21 protein-coding genes are annotated in these 25595 nt (G+C 47.1%); 15 read left to right on the plus strand and 6 right to left on the minus strand.

Features of this window, described 5'->3' with window-relative positions:
• Positions 1–7: 7 nt before the first annotated feature.
• The 4 genes from MKY98_RS12720 to MKY98_RS12735 all read right to left on the minus strand — a co-directional run bounded on the left by MKY98_RS12720 (position 8) and on the right by MKY98_RS12735 (position 3659).
• Positions 8–1624: a spore germination protein gene (locus tag MKY98_RS12720; RefSeq protein ID WP_069011460.1), complete on the minus strand. Its 1617-nt coding sequence runs from the start codon at positions 1622–1624 to the stop codon at positions 8–10.
• A gap of 183 nt (positions 1625–1807) precedes the next feature.
• The gene (locus MKY98_RS12725; protein ID WP_341010932.1) at positions 1808–2497 is read right to left on the minus strand and encodes a metal-dependent hydrolase; all 690 of its coding nucleotides are present in this window, start codon (positions 2495–2497) and stop codon (positions 1808–1810) included.
• 105 nt (positions 2498–2602) lie between these two features.
• The gene (locus MKY98_RS12730; RefSeq protein WP_029515311.1) at positions 2603–3238 is read right to left on the minus strand and encodes an FMN-dependent NADH-azoreductase; all 636 of its coding nucleotides are present in this window, start codon (positions 3236–3238) and stop codon (positions 2603–2605) included.
• Positions 3239–3275: 37 nt separating this feature from the next.
• Entirely contained in the window at positions 3276–3659 is a 384-nt protein-coding gene (locus tag MKY98_RS12735) for a tautomerase family protein (protein WP_029515310.1), read from the minus strand.
• Positions 3660–3783: 124 nt separating this feature from the next.
• Between MKY98_RS12735 and MKY98_RS12740 the strand changes: the two genes are divergently transcribed.
• Together MKY98_RS12740 and MKY98_RS12745 are read left to right on the plus strand one after the other, a co-directional pair.
• Positions 3784–6315 (plus strand): NB-ARC domain-containing protein, encoded by a 2532-nt coding sequence (locus MKY98_RS12740; RefSeq protein WP_069011458.1) that lies wholly within the window; start codon positions 3784–3786, stop codon positions 6313–6315.
• A 476-nt stretch (positions 6316–6791) separates the two neighbouring features.
• A complete protein-coding gene (locus MKY98_RS12745; protein ID WP_039274885.1) occupies positions 6792–7442 on the plus strand; it encodes an FMN-dependent NADH-azoreductase in 651 nt (216 codons plus the stop codon).
• Between the two features lie 371 nt (positions 7443–7813).
• Here the strand turns inward: MKY98_RS12745 and MKY98_RS12750 are convergent, their stop codons facing one another.
• Together MKY98_RS12750 and MKY98_RS12755 are read right to left on the minus strand one after the other, a co-directional pair.
• The gene (locus MKY98_RS12750) at positions 7814–8098 is read right to left on the minus strand and encodes a helix-turn-helix domain-containing protein (protein WP_141695491.1); all 285 of its coding nucleotides are present in this window, start codon (positions 8096–8098) and stop codon (positions 7814–7816) included.
• A 596-nt stretch (positions 8099–8694) separates the two neighbouring features.
• On the minus strand, positions 8695–9546 hold the full coding sequence (locus MKY98_RS12755; RefSeq protein ID WP_029515308.1) for an aldo/keto reductase: 852 nt from the start codon (positions 9544–9546) through the stop codon (positions 8695–8697).
• A 175-nt stretch (positions 9547–9721) separates the two neighbouring features.
• On the opposite strand from MKY98_RS12755, the gene MKY98_RS12760 reads away from it, so the two are divergent.
• The 13 genes from MKY98_RS12760 to narJ all read left to right on the plus strand — a co-directional run bounded on the left by MKY98_RS12760 (position 9722) and on the right by narJ (position 25595).
• Positions 9722–10216: a MerR family transcriptional regulator gene (locus MKY98_RS12760; RefSeq protein WP_029515307.1), complete on the plus strand. Its 495-nt coding sequence runs from the start codon at positions 9722–9724 to the stop codon at positions 10214–10216.
• Positions 10217–10839: 623 nt separating this feature from the next.
• Positions 10840–11721: a hypothetical protein gene (locus MKY98_RS12765; RefSeq protein ID WP_029515306.1), complete on the plus strand. Its 882-nt coding sequence runs from the start codon at positions 10840–10842 to the stop codon at positions 11719–11721.
• A gap of 914 nt (positions 11722–12635) precedes the next feature.
• The gene (locus tag MKY98_RS12770; RefSeq protein ID WP_069011456.1) at positions 12636–13154 is read left to right on the plus strand and encodes a sigma-70 family RNA polymerase sigma factor; all 519 of its coding nucleotides are present in this window, start codon (positions 12636–12638) and stop codon (positions 13152–13154) included.
• A 28-nt stretch (positions 13155–13182) separates the two neighbouring features.
• On the plus strand, positions 13183–14289 hold the full coding sequence (locus tag MKY98_RS12775; RefSeq protein ID WP_069011455.1) for a hypothetical protein: 1107 nt from the start codon (positions 13183–13185) through the stop codon (positions 14287–14289).
• Positions 14286–15269 carry an ABC transporter ATP-binding protein gene (locus MKY98_RS12780; protein ID WP_069011454.1) on the plus strand — a complete coding sequence of 328 codons (984 nt, stop codon included), beginning with the start codon at positions 14286–14288 and terminating at the stop codon, positions 15267–15269. Before MKY98_RS12775 ends, MKY98_RS12780 begins: the two co-directional genes overlap by 4 nt.
• Positions 15266–16147 (plus strand): ABC transporter permease subunit, encoded by an 882-nt coding sequence (locus MKY98_RS12785; protein WP_069011453.1) that lies wholly within the window; start codon positions 15266–15268, stop codon positions 16145–16147. Before MKY98_RS12780 ends, MKY98_RS12785 begins: the two co-directional genes overlap by 4 nt.
• 951 nt (positions 16148–17098) lie before the next feature.
• On the plus strand, positions 17099–18685 hold the full coding sequence (locus MKY98_RS12790; protein ID WP_069011452.1) for a nitrate/nitrite transporter: 1587 nt from the start codon (positions 17099–17101) through the stop codon (positions 18683–18685).
• Complete coding sequence (locus MKY98_RS12795; protein ID WP_069011451.1) at positions 18667–19107, plus strand: hemerythrin domain-containing protein; 441 nt, start codon at positions 18667–18669, stop codon at positions 19105–19107. The genes MKY98_RS12790 and MKY98_RS12795 overlap by 19 nt, the downstream gene beginning before the upstream one ends.
• The gene (locus MKY98_RS12800) at positions 19097–19423 is read left to right on the plus strand and encodes a hypothetical protein (RefSeq protein WP_069011450.1); all 327 of its coding nucleotides are present in this window, start codon (positions 19097–19099) and stop codon (positions 19421–19423) included. Before MKY98_RS12795 ends, MKY98_RS12800 begins: the two co-directional genes overlap by 11 nt.
• A 52-nt stretch (positions 19424–19475) precedes the next feature.
• Positions 19476–19757, plus strand: coding sequence for a hypothetical protein (locus tag MKY98_RS12805; protein WP_029515295.1), 282 nt, complete (start codon positions 19476–19478; stop codon positions 19755–19757).
• Positions 19750–23436, plus strand: coding sequence for a nitrate reductase subunit alpha (locus MKY98_RS12810; protein ID WP_069011449.1), 3687 nt, complete (start codon positions 19750–19752; stop codon positions 23434–23436). The genes MKY98_RS12805 and MKY98_RS12810 overlap by 8 nt, the downstream gene beginning before the upstream one ends.
• Positions 23426–24940, plus strand: coding sequence for a nitrate reductase subunit beta (narH, locus tag MKY98_RS12815; RefSeq protein WP_069011448.1), 1515 nt, complete (start codon positions 23426–23428; stop codon positions 24938–24940). The genes MKY98_RS12810 and narH overlap by 11 nt, the downstream gene beginning before the upstream one ends.
• Positions 24927–25595 carry a nitrate reductase molybdenum cofactor assembly chaperone gene (gene narJ / locus MKY98_RS12820; RefSeq protein WP_069011447.1) on the plus strand — a complete coding sequence of 223 codons (669 nt, stop codon included), beginning with the start codon at positions 24927–24929 and terminating at the stop codon, positions 25593–25595. Before narH ends, narJ begins: the two co-directional genes overlap by 14 nt.

A 25595-nucleotide genomic window follows, 5' to 3' on the forward strand; every position in this document is an offset into this window, starting at 1 on the left:
ATCTCTCCTATTTTTGGGTATCAGACTTGTCATTATTTTTGATTTCATCCGAACTAACAGGGTATTGGTGAGCTGCCTGTCTTGTCTGGTTATGGCCTGATTTTTCGCTAGGTCTGGTTTTCATAGCCCACCACGGAGCTCTGATGATAAGGTCCTTCATATTAGATTTAAAGGTGGGGCTGTAGGGCACAAAATAATCAACTCCGAATGATTTGAGAGATACAAGATGAACAAGAAGGGGGATAATTCCTATCAGAATACCGAATAAGCCCAGAGCCCCCGCCAGTAGCATAAGTGCAAAACGCAACAACCTGACTGCTGAAGCCATACCAAAATACGGGATGACAAAGTTCGATATAGCAGTGAAGGCAACAACGATAACCATTGCACCTGAGACCAGTCCGGCTTGCACCGCTGCCTGCCCGATAACCAGAGCTCCTACAATGGAAACGGCTGGTCCGATGACCCGTGGCATTCGCACACCTGCTTCACGAATCACTTCAAACATCAATTCCATCATTAATGCTTCAATTAATGCAGGAAAAGGAGTTCCTTCCCGTTGAGCCATCAGCGTAATTAACAGCGTGGTGGGGATCATTTCCTGTTGGAAAGTCGTCAAGGCTATAAATAGAGAGGGAAGCAACAATGAGACTAGAAAAGATACCACACGAAGAGCCCTTAAAAAAGTTGAAATGTCATATCTCTGGTAGTAGTCTTCGGCCGTTTGAAAGAAATTGAAGAAAGTTACAGGTGCAATCAGAGCGAATGGCGTCCCATCAACCAGAACAGCTACTTGTCCGTCTAAAAGGCTACCTGCGACAGTATCCGGACGCTCTGAGTTTAGCATGGTGGGAAAGAGACTAAGTGGTTCATCCTGTATGAATTCTTCGATATAGCCACTTTCAAGTATGCTGTCTGTATCAATGGATTGAAGCCGTTTTGTAATTTCCCGTATTACTTCTGGATTAGCGACATTTTCAATGTAAGCTAATATGACTTTAGTTTGTGTATATCGTCCAATAACGTGACTTTCAAATTTAAGGTCAGGTGTCCGCAATTTTCTTCTGATCAGTGTAATGTTAGTTGAGACATCCTCTGTAAATCCTTCTTTAGGACCCCGTACTACGGTCTGAGTACTGGGTTCCTGAATAGCCCGTCTTACTCCGCCTGCGATGGAAACTGCCAAAGCATAGTTGTTTCCGTTGATGACAATGACAGCATTCCCGGAGAGAATGGCTTGATATACCTCATTTTGCGAATGTATCATTTGAATATTTCCTGCTGGAATTGTCTTCTTTAATAGAGAGACCGTGCTATTTTCACCAAGCTTAGAGGAAGATTCAGAGAGTTTTTCTGTAATTAAACCTTCCATTAAATCGGAAAGTAAGTTTTGATCAATTAATCCCTCGATATAACATACTGCGAGATGACCGGCATGGGCAGGATTTTCGGAAAAATTACGAATGATAAAATCAGGACCTTGTCCGAGTTTCGATTTGAGTAAAGACAGAGTTTGGGGCAATGACGGATTAATGGGGTCAGTTGTTTGCTGATTGGACTTTTCACTATCTTGTCTACGCCTTCTTTCAGGTCTCAGAACGTTTCTAAACCAACCTAACAACACAAGTTAACCCCCTTGCTTTATTGATAAAGCATATTTTATCCTCTAAGACCTAAAATATACTTCTTAAGAGCAGTTGATTCCAAAGTTAACCATTAAAATCTAAAAAATCAAAAGCGGGCGCCGTCCAACAGACGAGAGCGCCCGCTTTTGATTTTTTGGAAATAACTAAATTCAACTAGCAGGTCAGGGAATCAACTCGAGCCCTTCTCCCGGTTCCAACACTTTCCCTACCCCTTCCTTTAGAAGCGAGGCGAAGTAGTGAGGGTCTTGTTTGATATGAGGGAACGTATTGAAATGGATCGGCACAACTTGTTTCGCTTGAAGCCATTCAGTTGCCAGCGCAGCATCTTCTGGACCCATAGTATGGTTGTCTCCGATCGGCAGAAATGCCAAATCGATATTGCTGAGTTCTCCAATCACCTTCATATCGTAGAACAAACTTGTGTCTCCTGCGTGGTAAATCGTTCTGCCCTCTGCTGTGAACAGAATCCCTGTAGGCATTCCCGTATAGATGATTGTTTTAGTCTCCAGATTAACGAGGCTTGAGCTATGAAAAGCCTGGGTTAATTTCACTTTTCCAAATTCGAATTGATAAGCTCCCCCAATGCTCATGGCGTGGGTTCGTACACCTTGCCAACTGAGAACATCCGCTAGCTCTGCCGATGCGATTACCAGCGCGTCATTTCGTTTTGCAATTTCCACAGTATCTCCAACATGATCCCCGTGGCCATGGGTCAGAAGGATTACATCAGCCTGCACGTCGGCTGCTTCCAGATCGGTGTTGGAGTTGCCTGTAATAAAAGGATCAATAAGAATAATTGTGCCATGGGTTTCGATTTTTACAACGGAATGTCCATGATAAGATACTTTCATTTTTCTTCCCCCTTGGTCAAATCGGCGGTGCCGGGTTTATTAATGTGATGTAACAAACCATTGCCACGATATTGACTAATCTCCAATCGCTATCGAAACATACTCTTAGAAATTCTTCGCAGCATTGCGCGCTTTTTCAATTGCTTCGGCTTTGATTTGGGGAGCGCGGTCTCCCGCCGTGGACAGACCTTCCACAAATAGGCTATCAAAGTCTGTTACGCCGACAAAATTCAAAACCGTCTTCAAATGACGGCTTCCATTCTCGCGTTCCGCCACAGGACCTTCCGAATAGATGCCGCCGCTAGCTTGAATGTGGAATGCTTTTTTGTTATGCAGCAGTCCAACGGGGCCATTCTCCGTGTATTTGAATGTTTTGGCTCTGACGCAAAAGGAATCAATGTATGCCTTCAATACCGGAGGGTAAGAAAAGTTCCACATGGGTGTAACGAACACGTACTTGTCCGCAGTGACAAACTCTTCGAGCAAATGATTCAGTTGGGTTATTTTTTCTTGATGCGCGGCAGTCAATTGATCAAACGATGCTCCCGTTTGAAGCTTGCCCCATGCCTCCAATACATCTGCATCGATATGCGGAATGTCTCGTTGATACAGATCTACGTGCACAATCTTATCTTCTGGGTGACTTTCTTGATAGGCTTGTACAAATTGCTCGCCAACGGAAAGGCTGTAAGATGCTTCAGGATTACCAGGATGCGCAGTGATATAAAGAATAGTCGACATAATTATATTTTCTCTCCTTCTTATATAAAATTACGATTTAAACAATAAAAGGGGCGATGCCGTTGCCATAAGACCAGTTGTCTTTCGTGACTTCAATTAAATTGATAAAAACATCCTCGGTTCTAATGTTGCACTGCTCATGCAGTTGTTCAGCTAATGCCGCATAGAACTCTTTTTTTACTTCAGACGATCTGCCGACATTCAAAATGATTTGAACGATGAGAAATCCATCGCTTCTTTCAATGTCCAGACAGTTTGGATCAAAGTTGAAGTTCTCTCGGTTGTGTTCCTCGATAATCAAAAAACGATCATTTTCAGGCACTTGCAGCTTGTCCACGATCGTTTGCGAGACGGCCTCTTTAATACGGGCTTTAGCTTCGCTCGAACGTCCTTCCAACGTGACGATACGCGTTAAAGGCATGTAGATTACCTCCTCTTTTTGTTGATATGCTTTATTCTATCTGTTAAAATCCAGAACACGAATGTACATGAGTTCGTGTTAGTTCGTGTCAGAGATGCTCAAACTATTGAAGCCAGGTGATAAGATGGAAGACGAAAAATCTTTGAAAGATTGGCCCCATGATTGGATTAAAAAAATTCGTTCCAGGCCCGCTAGACATAACCTTTCCAAACGAACACGGCAAGTTGACTTGGCAAGGCAAGTTGGCGTCGATCCACGAACCGTTCAACAGTGGGAGAACGGAGATCGTCTTCCCAGCGTTGGCAGCCTCAAACGTTTGATTCAAGTCTTTTTGGAGGAAGGACTCTTCCTGGAGGGAGCCCAGCGGAAAGAGGCTGAGGAGCTTTGGCTTGCAGTAAAACGCTTTTCGGAAGTGCGCTCTGCAACAAAACGGGAGTTTCCGGATTTTGATGTCACTTGGTTTGAAACCGTTGCTTCGTTCGAAGGTTCCGCGCAGGAAGGTCGGGTTGCCACGCAAGCCGTTTCACTTGCAAGGCAAAGTCAGTTACCGAAGCCTCCTTCTCTCTTTATAGGAAGAAACCAATCCATGGCTGACCTGAAAGAACAGCTGAAGTTCCATTCCCTTGTGTCAATCGTAGGACCCGGAGGGATAGGGAAAACATCACTTGCTGTTCGAGTCGCTTCAACGCTTGCTGAAACGTATCCGGACGGTATTTGGATGTTCGAATTCGGCGCCGTAAAGGATCATCATTTTTTGGGCCAGTATCTGTTATCCACTATGGGACTGCAAAATCAAGGGAATCGAACTGATCTCCAAACCATATTAGATGTAATCTCCGAGAAAAGAATGATGTTTATTTTCGACAACTGCGAACACATCATTGATGCATGCGCGGCTTTAGCTGAATCACTCCTGATGGCTGCGCCAACACTAAGCATCATGGTCACGAGCCGAGAAGCCTTGAACATTTCGGGGGAATACGTCTATCGGATTCCCCCGTTATCCTTTCCAGGTGAGGAGTATTCGCTGGAGGTGCTTTCCGAAGAAGAAATCAAGGAATTTGAAGCCGTGCAACTGTTTATGGAACGTGCGCTTTTGGTTGCTCCTAAGCTTCAACCCACGCTGGCAAACTTGCAGCTTGTAGGTGCCATATGCAAAAAATTAGAAGGGATTCCGTTAGCCATTGAGCTTGCGGCTTCCAGAATGAGTATGTTGACATTAGAACAGATGGAAGAACGTCTGGCGAGTCTGCTGACATTATTGACTGCTGGAAAACGAAATGCTGTGCCTCGGCAAAAAACGCTGAAATCTACAATCGATTGGAGCTACGATCTACTAACCGGCAAGGAGCAACTGCTTCTGAGAAGGCTCAGTGTATTTTCGGGAGGGTTTACGTTGGAGGCAGTGGAGCGGATCTGTAGCTGCGAACCCGCATTGCCCACCCGTGATGATAAACTTGCTCGGGAAGATATGCTTGATCTGTTATCCGGACTGGTCAACAAGTCACTCGTCTCAATTGAAACCAGTGATGACTACCGCTATATCCGTTATTTCATGCTGGAAGCCATTAAGGAATATGCTGGCGAGAAGATGCGGGAAGAAACTGACGGCCGTAACAGACATGTTCTTCTTGAACGTCATGCTCAATATTACAGCCAAATTTTGAATCGTGCCGAGGCCAAGTTCAGGACTCGCGAGCGTGATGCCTGCCTTGATGAAGTGAGACGAGAATATGCAAACCTGCGCTCAGCCATGCAATGGTGTTATCAGAATGATGCACATACCAACTCAATTGGATTTCATATGGTTTCAAACCTTTACTGGTTCTGGCTTCATGAAGGCAGATTAAAGGAGGGGATTTTTTGGCTTAATCGTTTTCTGGAAAGTACCGTTCATAAAGAACTGCCTGGTGGAGATTTTGCCAAAGCATTGCATGGGCGGGGCGTCATTCAATTGGTTCAAGGAAACGTTGAAGAAGCCATGGTTTCAGCTGCACGCAGCGCTGAGCTCGCCCGTGATCTGAACCATTCTGCACAATTAGCCTCTTCTCTTCGTCTCATGGCATTTATTTATATCAACCAGCTACTTTTGAAAGATGTCGAGCCTCTCGTTAAGGAGAGCGTTGATATTGCCAGGAAAACGAAGGACATGTGGAATTTGGCGGCTTCGTTGCATGCTTACGGAAAGCTAAAGCTGGAACAAAAGGAGTATCATGAAGCATCCATGCTTCTAAAAGAGAGCGTGTACTTCTTCGAATCGGTTCAGGATAAATGGGAAGTACCCGGTCCGTACGAAAGCCTCGGTTATGCTGCCTTGAAACTTGGGCAGACCGATCAATCCATTGAATGCTTCAAAAAAAGCATTGCGATCAGCCAAATTTACAAAGGGACATGGATTCTCTCTCGCGGAATAGAAGGGTTGGCTATAGCTTTATGGGCAAAGAAGGCTTATCCAGAAGCGGTCATCCTTCTGAGTGCTGCTGAGAAATGTCGCGAAAGCTTCGGAGCTGCTGCCGTTCCGAATTTTCCCGTGGAGCATAATGCAGTGCTTCTTGATCTTCAACATGTTTTAATTGAACAGGAAATACGCGATATTTGGAACAAAGGAAAGAGTCTAACGAAAGACCAGATTCTCGCATATTCTTTAGAAACTTAGGTGTGATAGCCTCCCTGAAAATCTGATCGTCCAAACGATGGACAGCCTCATTGACAACACGAACAAGGTGATAGTACAAAGAAACCGTTCCTTTCGTAAATGGTGGGTCGCACTTCCATTTACCAAGACGGTTTCTTTTTGTTTTACATCTTTGAGAAAAGCGGTCTTCCTGTGGGGTATGCAGTTTATGAACGACCAATAAAAGTCAAAAAATTGGTGTCTGCATTTCAAGATCCCTCTTGACACTCATTTTTTTCTGTAACTATAATGATTACATTAAAAAGGGAGTTAGTAATGATAATATTCAGCGGATTTTCAATAGGACTCGAAAAAGTTCCACTGCTGAATGTTTACCAGACAGTGGAAGTCATGGAGTAGGGGAAGCTCTTTCATATCCACGAACAGCATAGCTAGAATTGCTATTAATAGCATTGTATCCTCAATTATTTTAATCATAACATAGGAGTGGATTTATCATGGCAACTGTATTGTACGTAACCGCGCATCCTTTAAAAGACGGTACATACAGCTTATCAGTCGGCAAACAGTTTATCGAAACCTATCAGGAGGCCAATCCAGGAGATGAGGTCATTCATTTGGACCTGTATCGCATGGATCTTCCGCAAATCGACGCCGATCTTCTAAGACGCTGGGGGCAGCCACCAAGTGGTCTTTCTTTCGATGAACTGAGCGAGGGATCGAAGGTCAAAGCGGTGCGAATGCGCGAGATTGCGGACCAATTCATGACTGCGGATAAAATCGTCATTGTCAATCCGGTATGGAATTATTCTTTCCCGTCGGTTCTGAAAGCGTACATTGACGCGGTTATAGTTCCGGGAAAAACTATTAAGCGAGCCGATAATGGGCTGCGGGGTTTGTCCGGTTTGATTGGGACGCAGCAGGACAAAAAAGTGATGCACATTCAGGCTTCCGGCACGGTTCTCTCCCATGGGAAGTTCAAAGATGTAGAGTACAGCCATAGTTATGTAAAAGCTATCATGAATTTACTGGGCATTGACGATGTGCAGGCTATCTTTGTTGAAGGTATCAGTGAGCAGCCGGACCAAGCGCAGAGCATAAAGGAATCAGCAATCCGGCAAGCCATATTGGCAGCCAAAGCGTTTTGATGTGACAGCCTAAAGAAAAAGCGGAAAAATTCCAGGATTTTTTTTCTGGTTTTTCTTTCTCTTTTTTGACCATGATGGGGGATTGTATTGTTGTTACACCTGATGTACGTTACCCAAATAAGTTGCATTATTACAATCCTTGATACTTAAGGCAATTCCTTTGTTTTGGCGGCCACAATGCGGTCATCATTATGGAGCGCTATGAGCCATAAGTGGAAATATAATGGTTAAACCCCAGGGACCTTATCCATCTGGAAGAAGCCCTGAGGTTTTTTGTTATTGAGCAGGGAGGCCTTGCCTGTAGTAATACGAAGCGGTCTCAAAATCTTTTTGGTGATAATAAGCTTCAGCTATAAGGATATACAATTCACTCATTTTTTTGTGCGCTTGCTTTTGTTATTGAGTTGGGCTTTTAAATCAGCTTCTTCCTCTGTGATTTCTATACTCTTTATTATGTTTAGAAACTCATTTAACAAATTGCTTTCAAGATATTGTTCCGCCCTTACCAATTGAGTAGGAATGGAGGGAGGAGGAGAAACGGTTTCCGAAGCCACTTCTTCTAAGAGAAAAGTAATAGAGCAATTTAATCGCTCCGCAAGCTTGCTAATGATCTCAAAAGAGGGCATCGCATTTCCTTTCTCAATTTGACTAATCAATATCAGATGATGAATTCACCCGCAGCTGGTTAGCAGCAGGGATAAGCAAGGATTATGCTGAGATCATGACCGGACTCGACCGTAAAATTCGCGAGGAAGGAGCGGAAGATCTAAGTACTGATACTGTAATGAGGGTGACTGGGAAGGCGCCTGTCTCCTTCCAACAATTTGCACAGAGACACGCAGGAATCTGGATGCGGGAATTAGACAGTACTATGACATTTTAGCCAAACTCAAACAGCGTGCACCAAGCTTGGAAAATTCCCTTGGAATCCTCGGCACTTCGCGTAGATATTTGTGTGTCCCAGCTTCCAACTGACAAAACCGAAAATATCTAGTTACGAACACAAGCTGAGAATTGCGCTAACAGAGATGCTCGTTGAATAAATTAGTCTAAATCTTCTATTAGAAACAGACTAGAATTATTGCTTTAATAGGGGGGATTATGATTAAGCGAAAGGTGGCATCTTATAAAGCGGAAAAGCGAATCCAAGGGTCAATTCAAGTAAAGAAAGGACAGGGTTCACTTTAAACCGCTCTGCCCTTTCTTTATAGATGAGGATAAACGAGTGATAAGTTTATGGTTCGATCAAGGTTTACAGATCGATTCTCCAGTTGCCCATCATCTTGGCGACTTCCGGGTCGCGATACGATAAGAAAAGACTTTCCCGCGTATCGAGGGCCGAGATTTGTTCGATATCATCCGCGCTCAACTCAAAATCGAAAATGTCAAAGTTTTCGACGATCCGCTCTTTTCTCACCGATTTTGGAATTACAACGACTTCACGCTGAACAAGCCAGCGCAATACGACCTGAGCGACGGACTTGTTGTATTTTTCTGCGATCGAGAGCAACACTTCGTTTTTGAACATGTTGTTAAGTCCCTCAGCGAATGGGGCCCACGACTGGTGTTGAACTCCGTGCTCTTTCATAAAAGCTGCGCTCTCTGTTTGCTGGTAGAACGGGTGCGTTTCGATCTGGTTGACGGCGGGTACGATTTCGTTATGAACGATGAGGTCCATCAGGCGGTCGGGTAGGAAGTTGCTGACACCGATCGCCCTAATCTTGCCTTCGCGGTACAGGTCTTCCATCGCACGCCATGCACCGTAGTAATCGCCAAATGGCTGGTGAATAAGGTACAGATCGAGATAGTCGAGTTGAAGCTTCTTCAAGGATTTGGCAAATGCGTGCTTGGTACTCTCGTAGCCGGCATCCTGAACCCAGAGCTTGGTCGTGATGAACAGCTGCTCACGCGGTACGCCGCTGCGGTTAATCGCACGACCGACCGCTTCCTCATTCAAATAACCGGAGGCGGTGTCGATCAGGCGGTAACCAGCCATCAGCGCTTCATATACAGCGTTCTCGCATTCTTCAGCATCTGGAACTTGGTAGACACCAAAGCCGATGATCGGCATTTTCACACCATTGTTTAATGTTACGGTTTGCATTGTATTTCCTCCCATTGTCCAAATGTAAAACGCAAACGGCCGCAAAACTCGGAAATCGGGCACCTCAGTGGGCTTCCGCTTACGGTCGACTTGCATTACAATAAGCCTAACGCCTTCGTGTTACACGAAGTCAAGCCATCTTCAAAAATTTTTATTTTTCCAAGGAGGATTCCACATGCATACAGTCAAAGAAGCTGCCCAGATAACGGGACTCACCGAGCACGCTGTACGCTTTTACACGGATAAAGGCCTGGTACCAAGCGTACAGCGCAATCAAAACAACATTCGGATGTTCGACGAAGAATCGATCAACTGGTTGCATGGCGTCAAATGTCTCAAGCAATCCGGGATGCCGATTGAAGTCATTAAAATGTACGTCGATTTCTGTCTCGAAGGGGATTCGACCATTCCGCAACGCTACACACTCATGATGGAGCATAAGGAAGCGGCGCTCATTAAGCTCGAAGAAGCCAAACAGCACGTTGCCCATTTGGAACAAAAAACGGCTCTATATCAGGCCATTCTGGAGCACCGCTCTCCAGACACGACCAATCCTGGCAACTGGGATAAAATTCAGCATATGCATAGTGACGTTTTTTACTCGCCCTCTGTTCGGAAGGCTAGAGATCTACGTGAGACACAACCACTCGAAGAAAATCCTCTGTTTTAAATTTCTGGTTGGCTTAGGATGAACAAGATTCAGAACAGTCTAGATTGGACTAACGAGAGACGATAACTTAATCATAACGAGAAGGCAGCAGGCCAAATGGACCCATTGCCTTCGTTCAAATCCTCTGTTTTTACACCAAATAACAGCACTGAACGCATCGTAAAAGATCATAAAATGGTAACGTTGTTTCAAACATGAGTCGAACCGTCTGGGTAACTTAGTTCTCGGACTGATCTTCCCAATGTATGTATTTACCTTTTTGCGGGATCAGTCGATCAGCTAACGCACTTTCAGGAAAGCTTTCTATGCATCGTATGTACACATGATTTAAAAGGAGGCAGCACCCCACGCCAGCGGTAGAATTGACTACTACAGAGATTAGAATGTAAAGAAACGTAAGTCTGAAATAACAAGGGGCAGACTGAAAGATTTAATGGAACTGCGTCCAAGACTTAAACAGGCACAGTATGCAAAAATACTTGGGCTAAGCCAATTCAGTGTCTCACATCATATGCGAAAATTCAGAGAAGATTCAACTTGTGAATAGCTCACTTAACTACGTAATTGACCATTGCCCAATTATAATATACTATTGGTTAAAAATGTAATCAGGAGGCAGCTATATGTTTAACTCGGCAGTTTTAGAATCAATAAGTGACATAAACCTTTTGTATGAAATGCTGCAAGCAGAGTTTTCACTAGATGGTTGGGATGCTATGGTACATATTGCGGATAAACTCCACCACTCAATCAACGCATTCTATGAAGAAGACCAACTTAGACAAGCAAAAGGGCAGCCGAGAATTGATACTAAAAGACTTAAACGAAGTGTTGCTTTTTATTTTGGATATTCTATGGTGGCGAAAGGTATCGCATTGCAAAAGATGGGCGATTACTCAGCAGCCAGGGATTGTATTGAAAAGTACTCTGAATTGGGATGGATATCTGGATTGGACGATGAGGGGAAGGAGGATGTAGCACATTTCAGGATGATTGCAAATGCCAATACATATGTTTTGAATTTGCTGGAAGGTAATATGGAGACGCTTCCTGAATATGTGCAATTTATACACAATGCCGAGGAAGAAGAGTTGTTGCCGGGGATTATTACGATACTGGAGTCAGCTTTAAAACATAACTGTAACGTTGATTGGGCATTAAAAGAATTTGAGCCTAATTTGGACGCTCTGGATGGAGAGTACGAAACGGAAGCCAATATTCGTTATTATATAGATCATTTATATCTTATGTCCCTTTACCACTTTACTAATGGTAATATTTACAATGCATTAAATATATCCCTCAAGGGATTGCGAATGTCTGATAAACTTAAGGATGATACTGGATATAAAAAAATCAATGCATTATTTGTTTCATTTAGTGTTCATGCAACTAAAGAACAGCTGAATGAATATAATGTATTGAACAAAACTATCCTAGAAAGGGTGTTAAAAGATGAAAAAGGCATTAGGTATGATGGCAGTAGTATTGTTTCTGTTAGGTAACGTAATCATCCCTACTGGTGCAGCAACGATCCAACCTAACAATCACGGCATGAATAGCTTCCAACAACTTAATAATCATGGCATGAATAGCTAGGTTCGTATATTTGAAACCCCTTCTACAAAGAAGGGGTTTTTATTTGGTAGAATAGTTCCAAAGAATCATAACAATCTTCTAGAAATCTACTGATTTTTCTGAAGGATATCCACTCAATTCACAGAACACTATCATTGAGGAGAGGCGTGTCGAGGCAGGGGGTGCTTCGTGCCCTCATAAAGCCATTTCAGCAGCACAAAGACTTAATGTCTCGGCCGTCAATTCAAATATATCGGTTACATTGGGCGTTTTACATTGCAATAAAAACGATGGAGGGCGCTCAACGTGATAACACTGACTAGTAATCGTTACTGATAATATTCCCTCCATTCCTATTCCAGTCATAGGTTCAATATCAATTAACCCCATGCATACTAAATAATGAAAAGTTAAGTGTCGTTCAGTATTTAGTTCTAGCGGACCTGACAAAAGGCATTGTCAAACAGTTTTCTGGGAAATTTTAAGCGATCGTTATAGACGCTCCAAAGCAGATTAGCTTTTTATAATCACCCGAAAAGGTGGCTATGGAAAGCTTTTTTACCGGTTTAATGAATCATTAATACAATGATGGATGTAGTCGGTACGACGTACATACACAAATTTCGTTAGAGCGACGAGCATAGGTTTTGCTGAAATACAATAGTTCTTTGTACAATAAAGTTGTTTTCTAATGTCTAACAATTTCTTAATCCTGATGTCATTGGACTGTCCAATTAAGTGCAGCCTAAAAAAATTCGAAGAAAATCTCCCGAGCATGATACAAAAAAGGAAGAAGGTTCGTCTTCCTAATAGCTGCAGCTTAAAAGGAGGCAATTATAAAATGAGTATTCCGGAATCCTCACCATTCCGCAACATATTTTATGAGCATTATCCAACCGTACGCAGAAAACTGGCTGCGCTTGTGCGAGATGAAGCAGCAGCCGACGATCTGGCGCAGGAAGTATTTCTGAGGCTGTACAGAAATCCGCCGGACAACCCGGCAACCCTGGGGGCATGGCTACACCGGGTACTGACAAGAATCGGATACGATTATTTAGAGAAGAGAGCAAGAGAGAGAAAGCTGCAGAATAAGCAGGAGATAATGTATGAAGGGGAAGTCGCTTCTGAATCCGGCGAAGAGGCGCTGATGCGTCGATTGGATCAGGAAGAGGTTCAGATTTGGCTGGACAGACTGCCCGAACGAGACCGCCAAGCGCTGCTTCTGCGCTACTCCGGCTACAGCTATGCGGAGATCGCGGAAGAGCTTAATGTCAGGTCGCCGCTAATAGGCAGTCTGCTCCAAAGAGCGACACGCAAGCTGCAGGCCACATCCAGCAAGGCTATAGCAAGGCAGGACTAATCAAATATTCGGAAAGGATTGAAATGATATGACAACTAAATTGCAGCATTCAGAAGCTGACAAAAGTACACATGAAGCCTGGGAGAGGTTGCTACAGAAGCTGGCCATGGAGCCGGTAAACGCCAAGTGGGAGACCAGGGACGCAAATAACAAAGAGGACGTTCTGAGGCTTGCCGATGCCCCTAGGCCGCCAGCGGACTCAGCTGCAATTCAGGATTCGGAATCCAGTTTGAAAGTTGATGCTCCGGCTCCGGTTGCTTCTTTCCGCCGGCGAGCAGGCAAGGGCCGAAAGTGGGCCGCAGCGGTGGCGGCAGCCGTTATCTTTGGCGTCGTACTTACAACCCCTGTGGGAAATAACGCGCTGGCGGCATTTTTAAATCAATTCCGGGTGCAGGATATCGCTACAGTTGACGAAAGCACGCTCGAAGGTATGTTTAATCAGCTGGTTCCGGGAAAATCGGCCGACATAGAAAACACCTTTGGCCAGTTTACATCGGAAAGCGGAAACGTACAGGGGGATTTTACGCGTGAACAAGCCGTCTCTAAGCTCGGATATCAGCTTCTTCCAGTAAATGTGGCCGGAACGAAGGAAAGTGTGTACGTTACTCCTTCGCAAAAAATTACAATGATGCTGAATGTGGATGAGCTCAATAAAGCTATGCAGCGTGTAGGGGCAACGAAGCTGCTGCCGGAGTCGATGGACGATAAAGAAATAGCGTTTAGTACACATGAAAGCGTAAATTACGATTTGGGTACCGATCAGGACCACTGGGCAACTCTGACACAGATGCAGGCTCCAGAAATTATGGTAGATCCGTCCGTTGATACAGAGGAAGCGGTGGATGCCGTTCTTCAGCTTCCGATTCTGCCTTCCGATCTGAAAGAGAAGGTAAAGCGCAGCCGCATTCTGGCAGGTTCCATTCCTATGCCATATGTGGTTAATAAAAGTGCTGAAACTTCTGAGATTACCGTTGGAGGAACCAAGGTTCTGGTTACAAACATGAAGTACAGCTCAATGACGAATCGTACCGCTATCTGGATCAAAGACGGACAGTTCTTTTCCTTTGAAGGTGGGAGCGCCTATGAGTCAGAGTTTGATTTCATGAACAAGCTTAAGGAGCTGGTTGAGGCATGAGTAAGCCGACAATCGACACTAAAGAATTAACCAAGGAATACAGCAACGGGCGCGGCTGCCGCAACGTGACCATCACCGTAGGGAAAGGGGAAGCCTTTGGCTTCCTCGGCCCCAATGGAGCCGGGAAAAGCACATTTGTGAAAATGCTGGTCGGGCTCATCCATCCGACGGTCGGAGGAGCAACCCTGATGGGTGCACCCATCGGAACGCTCGAAGCGAAACGGCAAATCGGGTATCTTCCCGAGCTGTACCGGTATCAGGAATGGCTTACAGGTGATGAGGTCGTCCGGTTGCATGGGCGATTATGCGGTTTGGACAAGCAGGTGATCGACAAGAGAGTTCCTGAGCTATTGCACATGGTAGGTGTGGGTCAGCGGGGGAAGGACCGTGTTAAGCATTATTCCAAAGGCATGCAGCAGCGGCTTGGACTGGCTTGCGCGCTGGTGAATGATCCGGCCGTGATTTTTCTTGACGAGCCTTCTTCCGCCATGGACCCGGTTGGACGAATGCATGTACGTAATATACTTGAGGAACTGAAGCAGCAGGGGAAAACGATTTTCTTAAACTCCCATCTGCTTGAGGATGTGGAAGTATTATGCGACAGAATGGCACTCTTGAATAACGGACAGGTTCTCCGCCATGGGCGGGTAGCCGAAATGCTCCAGAAGCGAGTCTGCTGGCGTTTTAAAGTCGGCGGATTTTCGCCTTTTTTGCTGTCCTGGCTTATGGATACGACAGAGCTCAGCTTTCGAGTAATAACAGATGGAAAAGCCGAAGGCGGATTTACAGGAGAGAGGGGCATAGATGATACCGTCTGGCTTGAAGCGGAACTGGAGAGCGAAGAACAGGCAGGCTGGATCAATACGTTGCTGATCGGACAGGGGATGACGTTATATGAAGTCACCAAAGTTCGAGAACGGCTTGAAGAGTGGTTCATGAAGGCTGTTGCAGGGCTGAATCATAGGGGGGAACTGGAATGAGGATTATTTGGACCATGACCTGGAAGGAGCTACTGCGCAAACGGGTCCTCCTGCTGACACTTTTATTAACTGTTGTATTCCTGCTGGGATTTTGGTTTATTGCCGGCGCCATCGCAGGAGATTCTACCTCTAGGGTGATCACAGGCGGTACGAATAATGAAACTATGATCCAGGAATTTACGCTCGGGATGTTCATTTTGATGCTCGGTTTTTTCTTCGCAAGTTTTGTACTCGCCTTTTTAGCGATTTTCAGCTCATTTTCCACGATTGCGGGTGAGGCGGAGCAGGGGGTCATGCAGGCGATGCTGCCACGGCCGATTCCGAGGTGGAAATGGTATACGGGCCGCTGGCTGGGCTATGTTTCGCTTGGTGTAATCTATGCCTTGGTATTGTACAGCCTGATTTTGTGGATCACCGATGTGCATGCTTCGATCCCGCGTGATCCGGTAGTGCTGGTGCAGTCTTTTTTGCTATTTGCTTCAGTCGTTCCCTTGCTTGTAACCGTGTCCATGTTCGGATCCGGCTATTTGTCATCGGTTGCGAATGGTGTCGTCATGACGATGCTTTATGGGGCTGGTTGGCTCGGTGGCATGGTTGGAAAAATCATCGGCTCTGTGGGTCTGGAGTCAGGTCCCATGCAGACCCTGAACAATATAACGGGTGTCCTGTCCCTGATCATGCCTGCCGATGGACTGCAGCGTAAAATGCAGGCAGTGTTGTTCAGCTTTGAGAATATTAATGGACTCATCCCGGTAAGTACAAGTGGACCGTTTGGTATCGGCGAGATTCCTTCAACAGCCTTTTTGATATACGCGGCATTTTACACGGCTGTGCTCTTTGGACTCGGGCTGCGCCGCTTTGTCCGCAAGGATTTATAGGTTCTACTTTGAAGTTTCAGACTTCAGCAGCCATTCAAAAAAATTGTTTTAAAAGACCTTCTGAGAATAAAAAAGGTGGTCTAAAAAGACCGCCAAATTGCTTGCTTTATTCCAATAAATGAATCTATGAGTCTGTTTATCTATTTCGATCGTTCATTAGTTTCAGCCTCGTCTTTACGCCATAATCACGCTTAAAGCGATCAAAAAGGGCGCTAAGGTCTCCAAGTCTATAGAAGGTGATAACGACATTATTGCAACCATATCTACACAGCGATAATAATATTTTAATTGGGGCAGAACAAGATGGACTGCTGCTAGTTACTATTCTGACAATATGCATCTTAATTACAGTTTGATGTTACCCGTTAGAGAGCATCGGGTACAAGCTCAAACTTTAATCATTTGATGTTGACCTCTATGGCTAATATTTCTATTTTCAAAAGACGTTTTAGGATAACCTAGAGCGTTTTTTTATTTTGAAAATCACCTGGGTATATGCCCATTTCTGCAAACGATGCTTATCTTTCCAGCGTAACAATCAATAGAAACCTACTAATTTGATTAACCATGTCAAGTTGGAGTTTTTCATCCTGTACAATAGAAAAAGACAGTGGTTTAGAATTTCTATTTGGCCAAAAGTATTCAAATATGACAGGCGAAGAACTGCTCATGGACGTGGAAAAACTATTAATCGCTTGAGCTTCATAAAATACAAATGCAATTGCTCTACATAAAAAGTTGACCTGATTTTTGCCCGCCAGCTAGAGCATCTTCCGAAAATATTTTTCCACATCGTAGCCGATCATGGCAAGCATCCTTCCATCACAGGTTGCAAGTGAGTCGTCATTTGTTACCTCCCCAAATCAAATGTTTGAAAGGTCAGAAGTTTGTCAAAAATGGATATTATATCCTATATTTGCAATTCGAATAATCTTCAAAGGGGAGCTATAAATGGTAAAAAAAATTCAGTTGCCATTGCAAACCTTAAGTCTGGTTGTCTCCTTTATGGTCTGGGTCTTGATCTCTTCCCTGATTTCTTACATAAGTCAGGATATTCCGCTGACGCTCGGACAAAGAGCGTGGTCCACCGCGATCCCGGTAATCTTGGGCTCTTTGCTGCGAATTCCGGCGGGGATTCTGACCAACCGCTTCGGGGCAAGGCTGATGAATACAGTCAGTTTCTTTATTCTGCTTGTTCCTGTCTACTATTTGAGCCAGGCCAATACTTTTCTGGATTTGGCGGTCGGGGGCTTCTTTCTTGGGATAGGTGGAGCCACGTTCTCGGTCGGTGTGACTTCACTGCCCCAATATTATCCCAAAGAAAAGCAGGGCACCATCAACGGGATATACGGGATCGGGAATCTGGGTACGGCCATCTCTACCTTTGGTGCACCGTGGGTGGCTGATGCGATCGGCTGGTCAAGAGCCCTTCAGTTTTTTTTGATTTTGCTCGCCCTTTTCGCTCTACTGAATCTGTTTTTAGGGGATAAGCACGAAGAGCGCGTACGAAGGTCCTGGAAGAATCAACTCAAGCAGGTTTATCGCAACGAAAAGTTGTGGTTTTTCAGCATATTTTACTTCATCACCTTCGGCTCCTTCGTAGCTTTTACAATCTATCTCCCCGGTTTTCTGGTCAGCTATTTTGAATTAAGCAAGGTGGATGCCGGACTCAGGACGGCGGGTTTTATCGCCTTGGCTACCTTTCTCCGTCCAGTAGGCGGGATACTGTCCGACAAGTTCAATCCTTTTGTAGTTCTTATGTTCGTGTTTGCCGGCCTAACCTTGTCAGGAGTTTTACTCTCTTTCGGATTGACCATGCCTCTTTTTACGTTGGGTTGTTTGATGGTAGCCGTGTGCGCCGGTATCGGGAACGGCGCGGTGTTCAAACTGGTCCCGCTTTACTTTTCCAAACAGGGGGGCATCGCCAGCGGGATCGTCTCTGCAGCGGGCGGTCTGGGCGGTTTTTTTCCTCCACTGCTGCTTACCCTGCTGTTTGGGTGGACGGGCCACTACGCAATCGGCTTTATGGCCTTGTCCGAAGCCTCGCTGGCCAGCCTGATACTTGTTCTGTGGGTATTTTTCAGCAACAAGCTGGAGTTTGCGTCGGATATTATCAAGTCCACAGCCGATGCCGTGATGGTCACTGATGCCAAGGGCGTGATCCATACCGTAAACGCTGCCTTCACCGAGGTCACCGGATATCCCAAAGAAGCGGTGATCGGAAAAACTCCCAATATACTCAGCTCCGGCTTCCATGATCGCTCTTTCTATAATGCCTTTTGGGACACTTTACTGACCACCGGAAAATGGCAGGGAAAGATCGTCAACCGCAAGGCAAATGGGGAGGTTTTTCGGGAGTGGCTCTCCGTAACGGCGATCACGAACGAGCAAAATGCCACCCATTATGTGGCTATATTCAGCGACCTTTCGCATTCTGACTCCGTAATCGGGGAAGGTGAAGGCGACAGGCTGGAAAATCAATTCTCAAAAAAAGCAACAGGAAAGGAGGCGGGGGCTTCATGTCAGGACCCGCATTGAGACATGTGGACAGTCATTCGATGATTCATGAGGCGGCCTTAGGCGAAGCAAGAGAGCTTACCGAGCTGTTGAATCGAAGTATAAAAAAAGGTGAATTGGACAAAGCGGAGGAAATTGCCTACATCACGGTGGAGCATTGGGAGGGGCGTACGCTTCAGCACGCGGCCAGCGAAGAGGAAGGATTATATGTAGAAGCTGTGGGCATCAAGCCGGAGTTGAAGAACGTCATTATTTCTCTGACTCGCGATCATCAAATAATGCGAGAAATTGTCGCTGAGATTAAGGAACTGCTGGTGCAGGGCAAGGTGGGAGGCGAGCTTCTTGCCCGTTTTCAGGCTTTGATTGTCGTTGATGAACTGCATAACCGGGATGAAATGAACATGCTGGAAAAAGAAGTGGAGGGGCTGCTTCATGATAAATGAGACCTATACACTGGCGGCGATGCTTCCCGACAAACCGCTTCAATCCGTGGAGCCGAGGCTGTATCGGCTACTGGTACAAGAGCTCGAGAGGCTCCACCTTCATCCTTATGATGTGAAGGCGGGTGGCCGGGCTGATGCTCAAGGTATCACCGTCTACCTCCGATTTGGAGAGGAATTGGGACAGGTCACCAGCAGGAAATTTTTATGGGCATTGGTGGAAGGTGGCGACGAGGAGGTCTTGGCCTTTTTTAAACAGTCGGCGGAAAAGATTAAGAAATCGATGATTGCCGATTATTTTAAAATGATGAAATTCTGACAAGGGTCGGCAGATGAGTGTAGAAAAGTAGCTACGAAAGAAGGCGAACCAGATGAATCAGGTGGAAACGGAACAGTTTGTCCGGGATGATCGGAATGATTTGCTTGCCTTGCTTGAGATGAGATTCGGCGGAGTGCCGCAGCCTGTGCAAGAACAAATCTGCCGGCTGCAGGATCTGAACGAGCTTCAGCGCCTGATTATCGCGGCTTGCAACGCAGCGGATTGGGAAGTGTTTATGGAAGAGCTTCAGTTGGGACAAGACAGCTTTAAACTGACGGGGGAAAGGTTTAACCCGGTAAACCAGCAGGGAAAGGAGCATCTGTGCAATGGCTGAACATAAAAACAAGCTGCTTGAAGCGTTGAAATACTTAAAACGCGGAGAGGCCATTAACGAGGGATGGACCGAGGAGAGCCCCAGATCCCGGGATTGGGAGAGCCTATACCGCGGCCGCTGGCAGCATGACAAGGTCGTCCGGTCGACACATGGTGTCAACTGTACCGGTTCCTGCAGTTGGAATGTTTACGTCAAGGACGGCATTATCACCTGGGAAACACAAAAAACGGACTATCCGACCACGGGGGTCGACAGCCCCGAGTATGAACCTCGGGGCTGTCCGCGCGGGGCTAGCTTTTCCTGGTATACCTATAGCCCGATCCGGGTGAAGTATCCCTATATCCGCGGCGATTTGTACGACATGTGGCGTGAGGAGTTGGCAGTTGTGGAGGACCCGGTCAGGGCCTGGAAAAACATCGTCAGTGATCCCAAAAAGCGTGACAGATATGTCAAGGCCAGAGGGAAAGGCGGCTTCGTCCGGGCGGATTGGGATGATGCCTGTCAGATGATCGCCAGTTCTATTATCCATACCATTCAACAATACGGTCCGGATCGTGTCGTCGGCTTTAGCCCGATCCCGGCCATGTCCATGGTGAGTTATTCGGCAGGGACACGCTTCCTATCGCTGATTGGCGGGACCATCCTCAGTTTTTATGATTGGTATGCAGACCTTCCCCCTGCCTCGCCGCAGGTTTGGGGAGAACAAACAGATGTGCCGGAAAGCGGCGACTGGTATAACTCCAAGTATTTTATTATCTGGGGGACCAACATTCCGCAAACCCGGTCTCCTGATGCGCATTTCATGGTGGAAGCCCGTTATAACGGCACCAAGGTGGTCGGAGTCAGCCCCGATTATGCCGAATATGAAAAGTTTGCGGACATTTGGCTGCCGGCTAAAGCCGGAACCGATGCCGCGCTTGCCATGGCTATGACCCACGTCATTCTTAAAGAATTCTACGTGGATCAGCAAGTCCCTTATTTTACGGATTACGTGAAAAAATTTACAGACCTGCCTTTCCTCGTGATACTAGAGAAACATGGCGATGCGCTTCGCTCGGGCCGCTTTCTCCGGGCCTCCGACTTGGGCGATGCCCAGGAGTTGGCTGAATGGAAAACGGTAGTCTGGGACGCCGCATCTGGAGCGCCGATGGTTCCGAGCGGCAGTCAGGGCTTCCGTTGGGATCAGGACAACAGGTGGAACCTGGATCTCGAAAATCCCGACGGGACAGTAGTGGATCCTCTGCTGTCATTTATTGATGCGGCGGAAGAAGTGGCTCTCGTTGACTTTCCTTATTTCGTGGAATCGGAGGGAGGGACAGTTCGGCGTGGAGTTCCTGTAAAGCATTTGCCGAGTGTGGAAGGCAGGACGCTCAAAGTCGTGACGGTTTATGACCTTATGATGGCTCATGTGGGTGTACCCAGACAGCAACTGCAAGGCGATTATCCGGTCGATTATAACGATCCGAAGCCTTACACTCCGGCTTGGCAGGAGGCGATTACTGGCGTCAAGAAATCTCATTGCATTCAGGTAGCGAGGGAGTTTGCCGAAAATGCGGCCAAGACAGGTGGAAAATCGATGATCGCCATGGGCGGAGGAACGAATCATTGGTATCACAGCGACCAAATCTACCGTTCCATTCTGAATTTGGTTCTGCTCACGGGCTCCCAGGGAGTAAATGGCGGCGGATGGGCCCATTACGTAGGTCAGGAAAAGGTGAGGCCAGTGGAGGGGTGGCAGCAGATCGCATTTGCAGGAGATTGGATCAAGCCTCCCCGCTTACAAAACGGAACCTCCTTCTTCTACTTCGCGACGGAGCAGTTCCGCTATGAGGCCAAGGTCAATGAGGAGCAGAAACCATCCTGGGGCGGGCGGTTTAACCATATGCATCCTGCGGATGTCAATGCTCTGGCCGTAAGGCTCGGGTGGCTGCCTTCATTCCCGCAATTCAACCAGAACTCCATCGATGTGGCCAGACAGGTTCGAGAAAAAGGGTTTTCGGACGATCAGGAGGCCGTACAGGAAATTGCGAGAATGGTTAAAGAGGGAGAGCTAGATTTTGCGGTGGAGCACCCCAATGATCCGAACAATTTCCCGCGTGTCTTTTTCAACTGGCGGTCCAATCTGCTTGGCGATAGCGGTAAAGGGCATGAATACTTTGCCAAGCATTTGATCGGGACGGACAATCAGGTGTTGACGGACCCGAGCCATTCGTGGCGGCCGGAGACGGTGAAGACGGATGATGTTCCGCCGGAAGGCAAAACCGATTTGTTCATCAGCATGGATTTTAGAATGACGAGTTCAGGGCTGTTTTCGGATATCGTGCTGCCAGCAGCGACCTGGTACGAAAAATACGATTTAAGCACGACCGATATGCATCCGTTTGTCCATCCGTTTAATCCAGCTATTGAACCACCTTGGCAAAGCAAAAGCGATTGGGACGCTTTTCGGGAAATCGCCAAAACGTTCTCCCAATTGGCAGAGAAACATTTGCCAGCCTGCGAGGATGTTCTCATGACTCCGCTCGGACATGACAGTCCAGATGAAATCGCCCAAGTTCACGGAAAAATCCGCGATTGGCGCAAGGGAGAGACGGAGGCAGTGCCCGGCAAAACGATGCCCCATTTTTTATTGGTGAAGCGTGACTATCCGAACGTGTATGGAAAAATGATTACCATCGGACCGAACATTAAAAAGGGCTATGGAACAAAGGGGATTAAAATTCCCGGCGACAAGGTGTACGGCCAGCTCATGGAGCGGCTGGGGGCATCGAAACATGAGGGGATTGGCAAAGGACAGCCGGATCTATTCCGGGATAAACAGGTAATCGAAGCGATTCTGCTGATGTCTGGCGCCACGAACGGAGAACGGGCCGTGGAAGGCTGGCGTTCGTTAGAGACCAAAACCGGCAAAAAGCTGGAGGACATCTCAAAACCTCGGGAAGAAGAGGCTTTCACACTTCTGGATATTACTGCTCAGCCCCGGCATACGATCTCAACTCCGGTCTGGAGTGGCTTGGAGAAGGACAATCGGAGATACTCGCCCTTTACCTTAAATACGGAGTACAGCATTCCATGGCGCACTTTAACAGGCAGACAAAGCTTTTATCTGGACCATGAGATGATTTTGGATTTCGGTGAAGGGCTGCCGCTTTATTTGCCGCCGCTGGAGCACGTTCCTTTTTTTAAGGGTGAGAAAGAAGTGCCAGCGAATGGAAAAACGATGACGATCCGTTATTTGACCCCGCACCAAAAATGGGGAATTCATACGATGTTCATCGACACCAATCAAATGTCGACGCTGTTCCGCGGATGGCAGGTCGTCTGGCTGAACGAAAAAGACGGGGCTTCGATCGGGATCAAGGATAACGATTGGATTGAGGTATATAACCGGAATGGAGTCATCGCAGCAAGAGCGGTGCTGACTTACCGGATTCCAGAGGGGATCGCTTATATGTATCATGCCCAGGATCGCACGCTTGGCGTGCCGGGTACCTCTATCACCAAGCAGCGCGGCGGTACCCATAACAGTGTGACTCGAATTACGATGAAGCCGACACATATGATCGGAGGCTATGCCCAACTGAGCTACGGGTTTAATTACTACGGGCCGACAGGAAGTCAGAGAGATACGATGACAATCATCCGACCGTTGAAGGAGGTTGACTGGCTTGAGGATTAAAGCGCAAGTCGCCATGGTCATGAACTTGGACAAATGCATCGGCTGCCATACCTGTTCGGTGACCTGCAAGAACACGTGGACCAATCGGCCCGGAACGGAATACATGTGGTACAACAATGTGGAAACCCGGCCGGGTCCCGGTTACCCTCGGGCATGGGAAGACCTGAGGAAATTTAAAGGCGGGTGGGTTCTGCGCAACGGAAAGCTGGCACTCCGGGCGGGGGGGCCAATCACCAAGCTGGCGAATATTTTTTACAATCCGAATATGGCCAGCCTGGACAACTTCTATGAGCCGTGGACCTATGATTACGATAACTTGATTCATAGCCCCAAGCGGAAGCATCTTCCGGTCGCCCGGCCTGTATCACTGATTACCGGCGAATATATGGACAAGCCGGAATGGGGCCCGAACTGGGATGACGACCTGGCTGGCGGAAGCGAGATCGTACCGCTGGACCCAAATGTCAAGCAGCTTCAGGAACAGATCGCCATGGAGTATGAGAAGACGTTCATGATGTACCTGCCCCGCATTTGCGAGCACTGTCTGAACCCTTCCTGCGTGGCTTCCTGTCCATCCGGAGCTTTGTACAAGCGGGAGGAGGACGGTATTGTACTTGTGGATCAAGACGCCTGCCGGGGGTGGAGATTTTGTACCAACGGCTGCCCCTACCACAAGGTATACTACAACTGGAATACGCACAAGGCGGAAAAATGCAATTTCTGCTACCCGCGGACAGAAGCGGGCATGGCCACGATTTGCTCGGAAACCTGTGTGGGCCGGATTCGCTATATCGGTGTCGTCTTCTATGACGCAGATCGAGCCAAGGCGGCAGCTTCCGTGGAGAATCCGCAGGATTTGTATGAATCCCAGCTTTCGGTGTTCCTTGACCCCTTCGAGCCGGAAGTGATCAAGGAGGCGAGAAGAAGCGGGATCAACGATTCCTGGATCGATGCGGCACAGCGCTCGCCGATCTACAAGCTTGCCATGAAGTGGAAGGTTGCTCTGCCACTTCATCCGGAATACCGCACGCTCCCTATGGTGTGGTATGTTCCACCGCTTAGCCCGATTATGAACCATATTGAAGAAGACGAGCTTCAGACCGATCACTATATTCCCGCCGTCGATCAAATGCGGATTCCAATGGAGTATCTGGCATCTCTGCTTACGGCAGGGGATACCTCCGTCATCCGTAGAGTGTTGCTTAAAATGACCGCCATGCGTGTACATAGGCGGCAGCAAGCCGTTGGCGGCATGGATGATCTCAGACACAGCCAGCTTTTGGGAGAGGCGGGAATTACAGTGGAGGAAATTGAAGAGATGACCCGATTGTTCGCTGTTGCCAAATATAACGAAAGGTTTGTGATCCCAACCGCTCGGAGGGAAATGGATGGCGCGAAAGAGCTTCATTACAAGCAGGGGGCCTGCAGCATTGAATCCATTACCCCGTCAAGCGCGGTCACGTCACATCTTTTCGCAAGGGAGGACATGGATGATGGAACATAAGCCCGTTTTGCTGGCGGCCTGCGCCAGATTGCTAGGATATCCCGGTGAGGATTTTCAGGAAATGAAGGAGGAACTGCTTGCAGCTGTCCAAGAGGAAATGAAAGATAATGAGCTGGCGAGCAGGTTTGGCCAGGCGGCCGAGGCTATCTTCTCGGTTCCTCCCAAGGAGCTTCAGGAAATTTATGTTTGGACGTTCGATTGGAAGGAAAAGACCGGACTCTATCTGACCGCTCATGAATTGGGTGACAGTCGGGAACGTGGGGCAGCTCTGATTTTGCTTCAGCATATTGTCCGGGATGCGGGCTTTATGATGCCGAGCGGGGAGCTGTGCGACTTCATTCCGCTGTTGTACGAGCTACTGGCCGTAAGGTCCGACAATGTTCATGTACGCGCGCTTGAACTCCGGCTGGCCGCAGCCACAGAGCGGATTCGGAAGCATCTGTCTGAAGACAGTCCCTATTCCAGGTTGTTGAACTTTCTGATGACCGATGTTTTCGAGGTCCCTACGGAAGAAGAAATTCGCATGCTGGAGAGCAAGCGGGAGAGCGCCGATCTGGATGAACTGCCTTATCCTATCCTGTTTGGCATGGACGGTACGGCTCGTAGCGATTCAGGCTTACCTGTCTACAAAACGTGCGAAGGAATGGAGGTATAA

Source organism: Paenibacillus sp. FSL M8-0228 (assembly GCF_038007385.1).
Taxonomy (GTDB): domain Bacteria; phylum Bacillota; class Bacilli; order Paenibacillales; family Paenibacillaceae; genus Paenibacillus; species Paenibacillus polymyxa_D.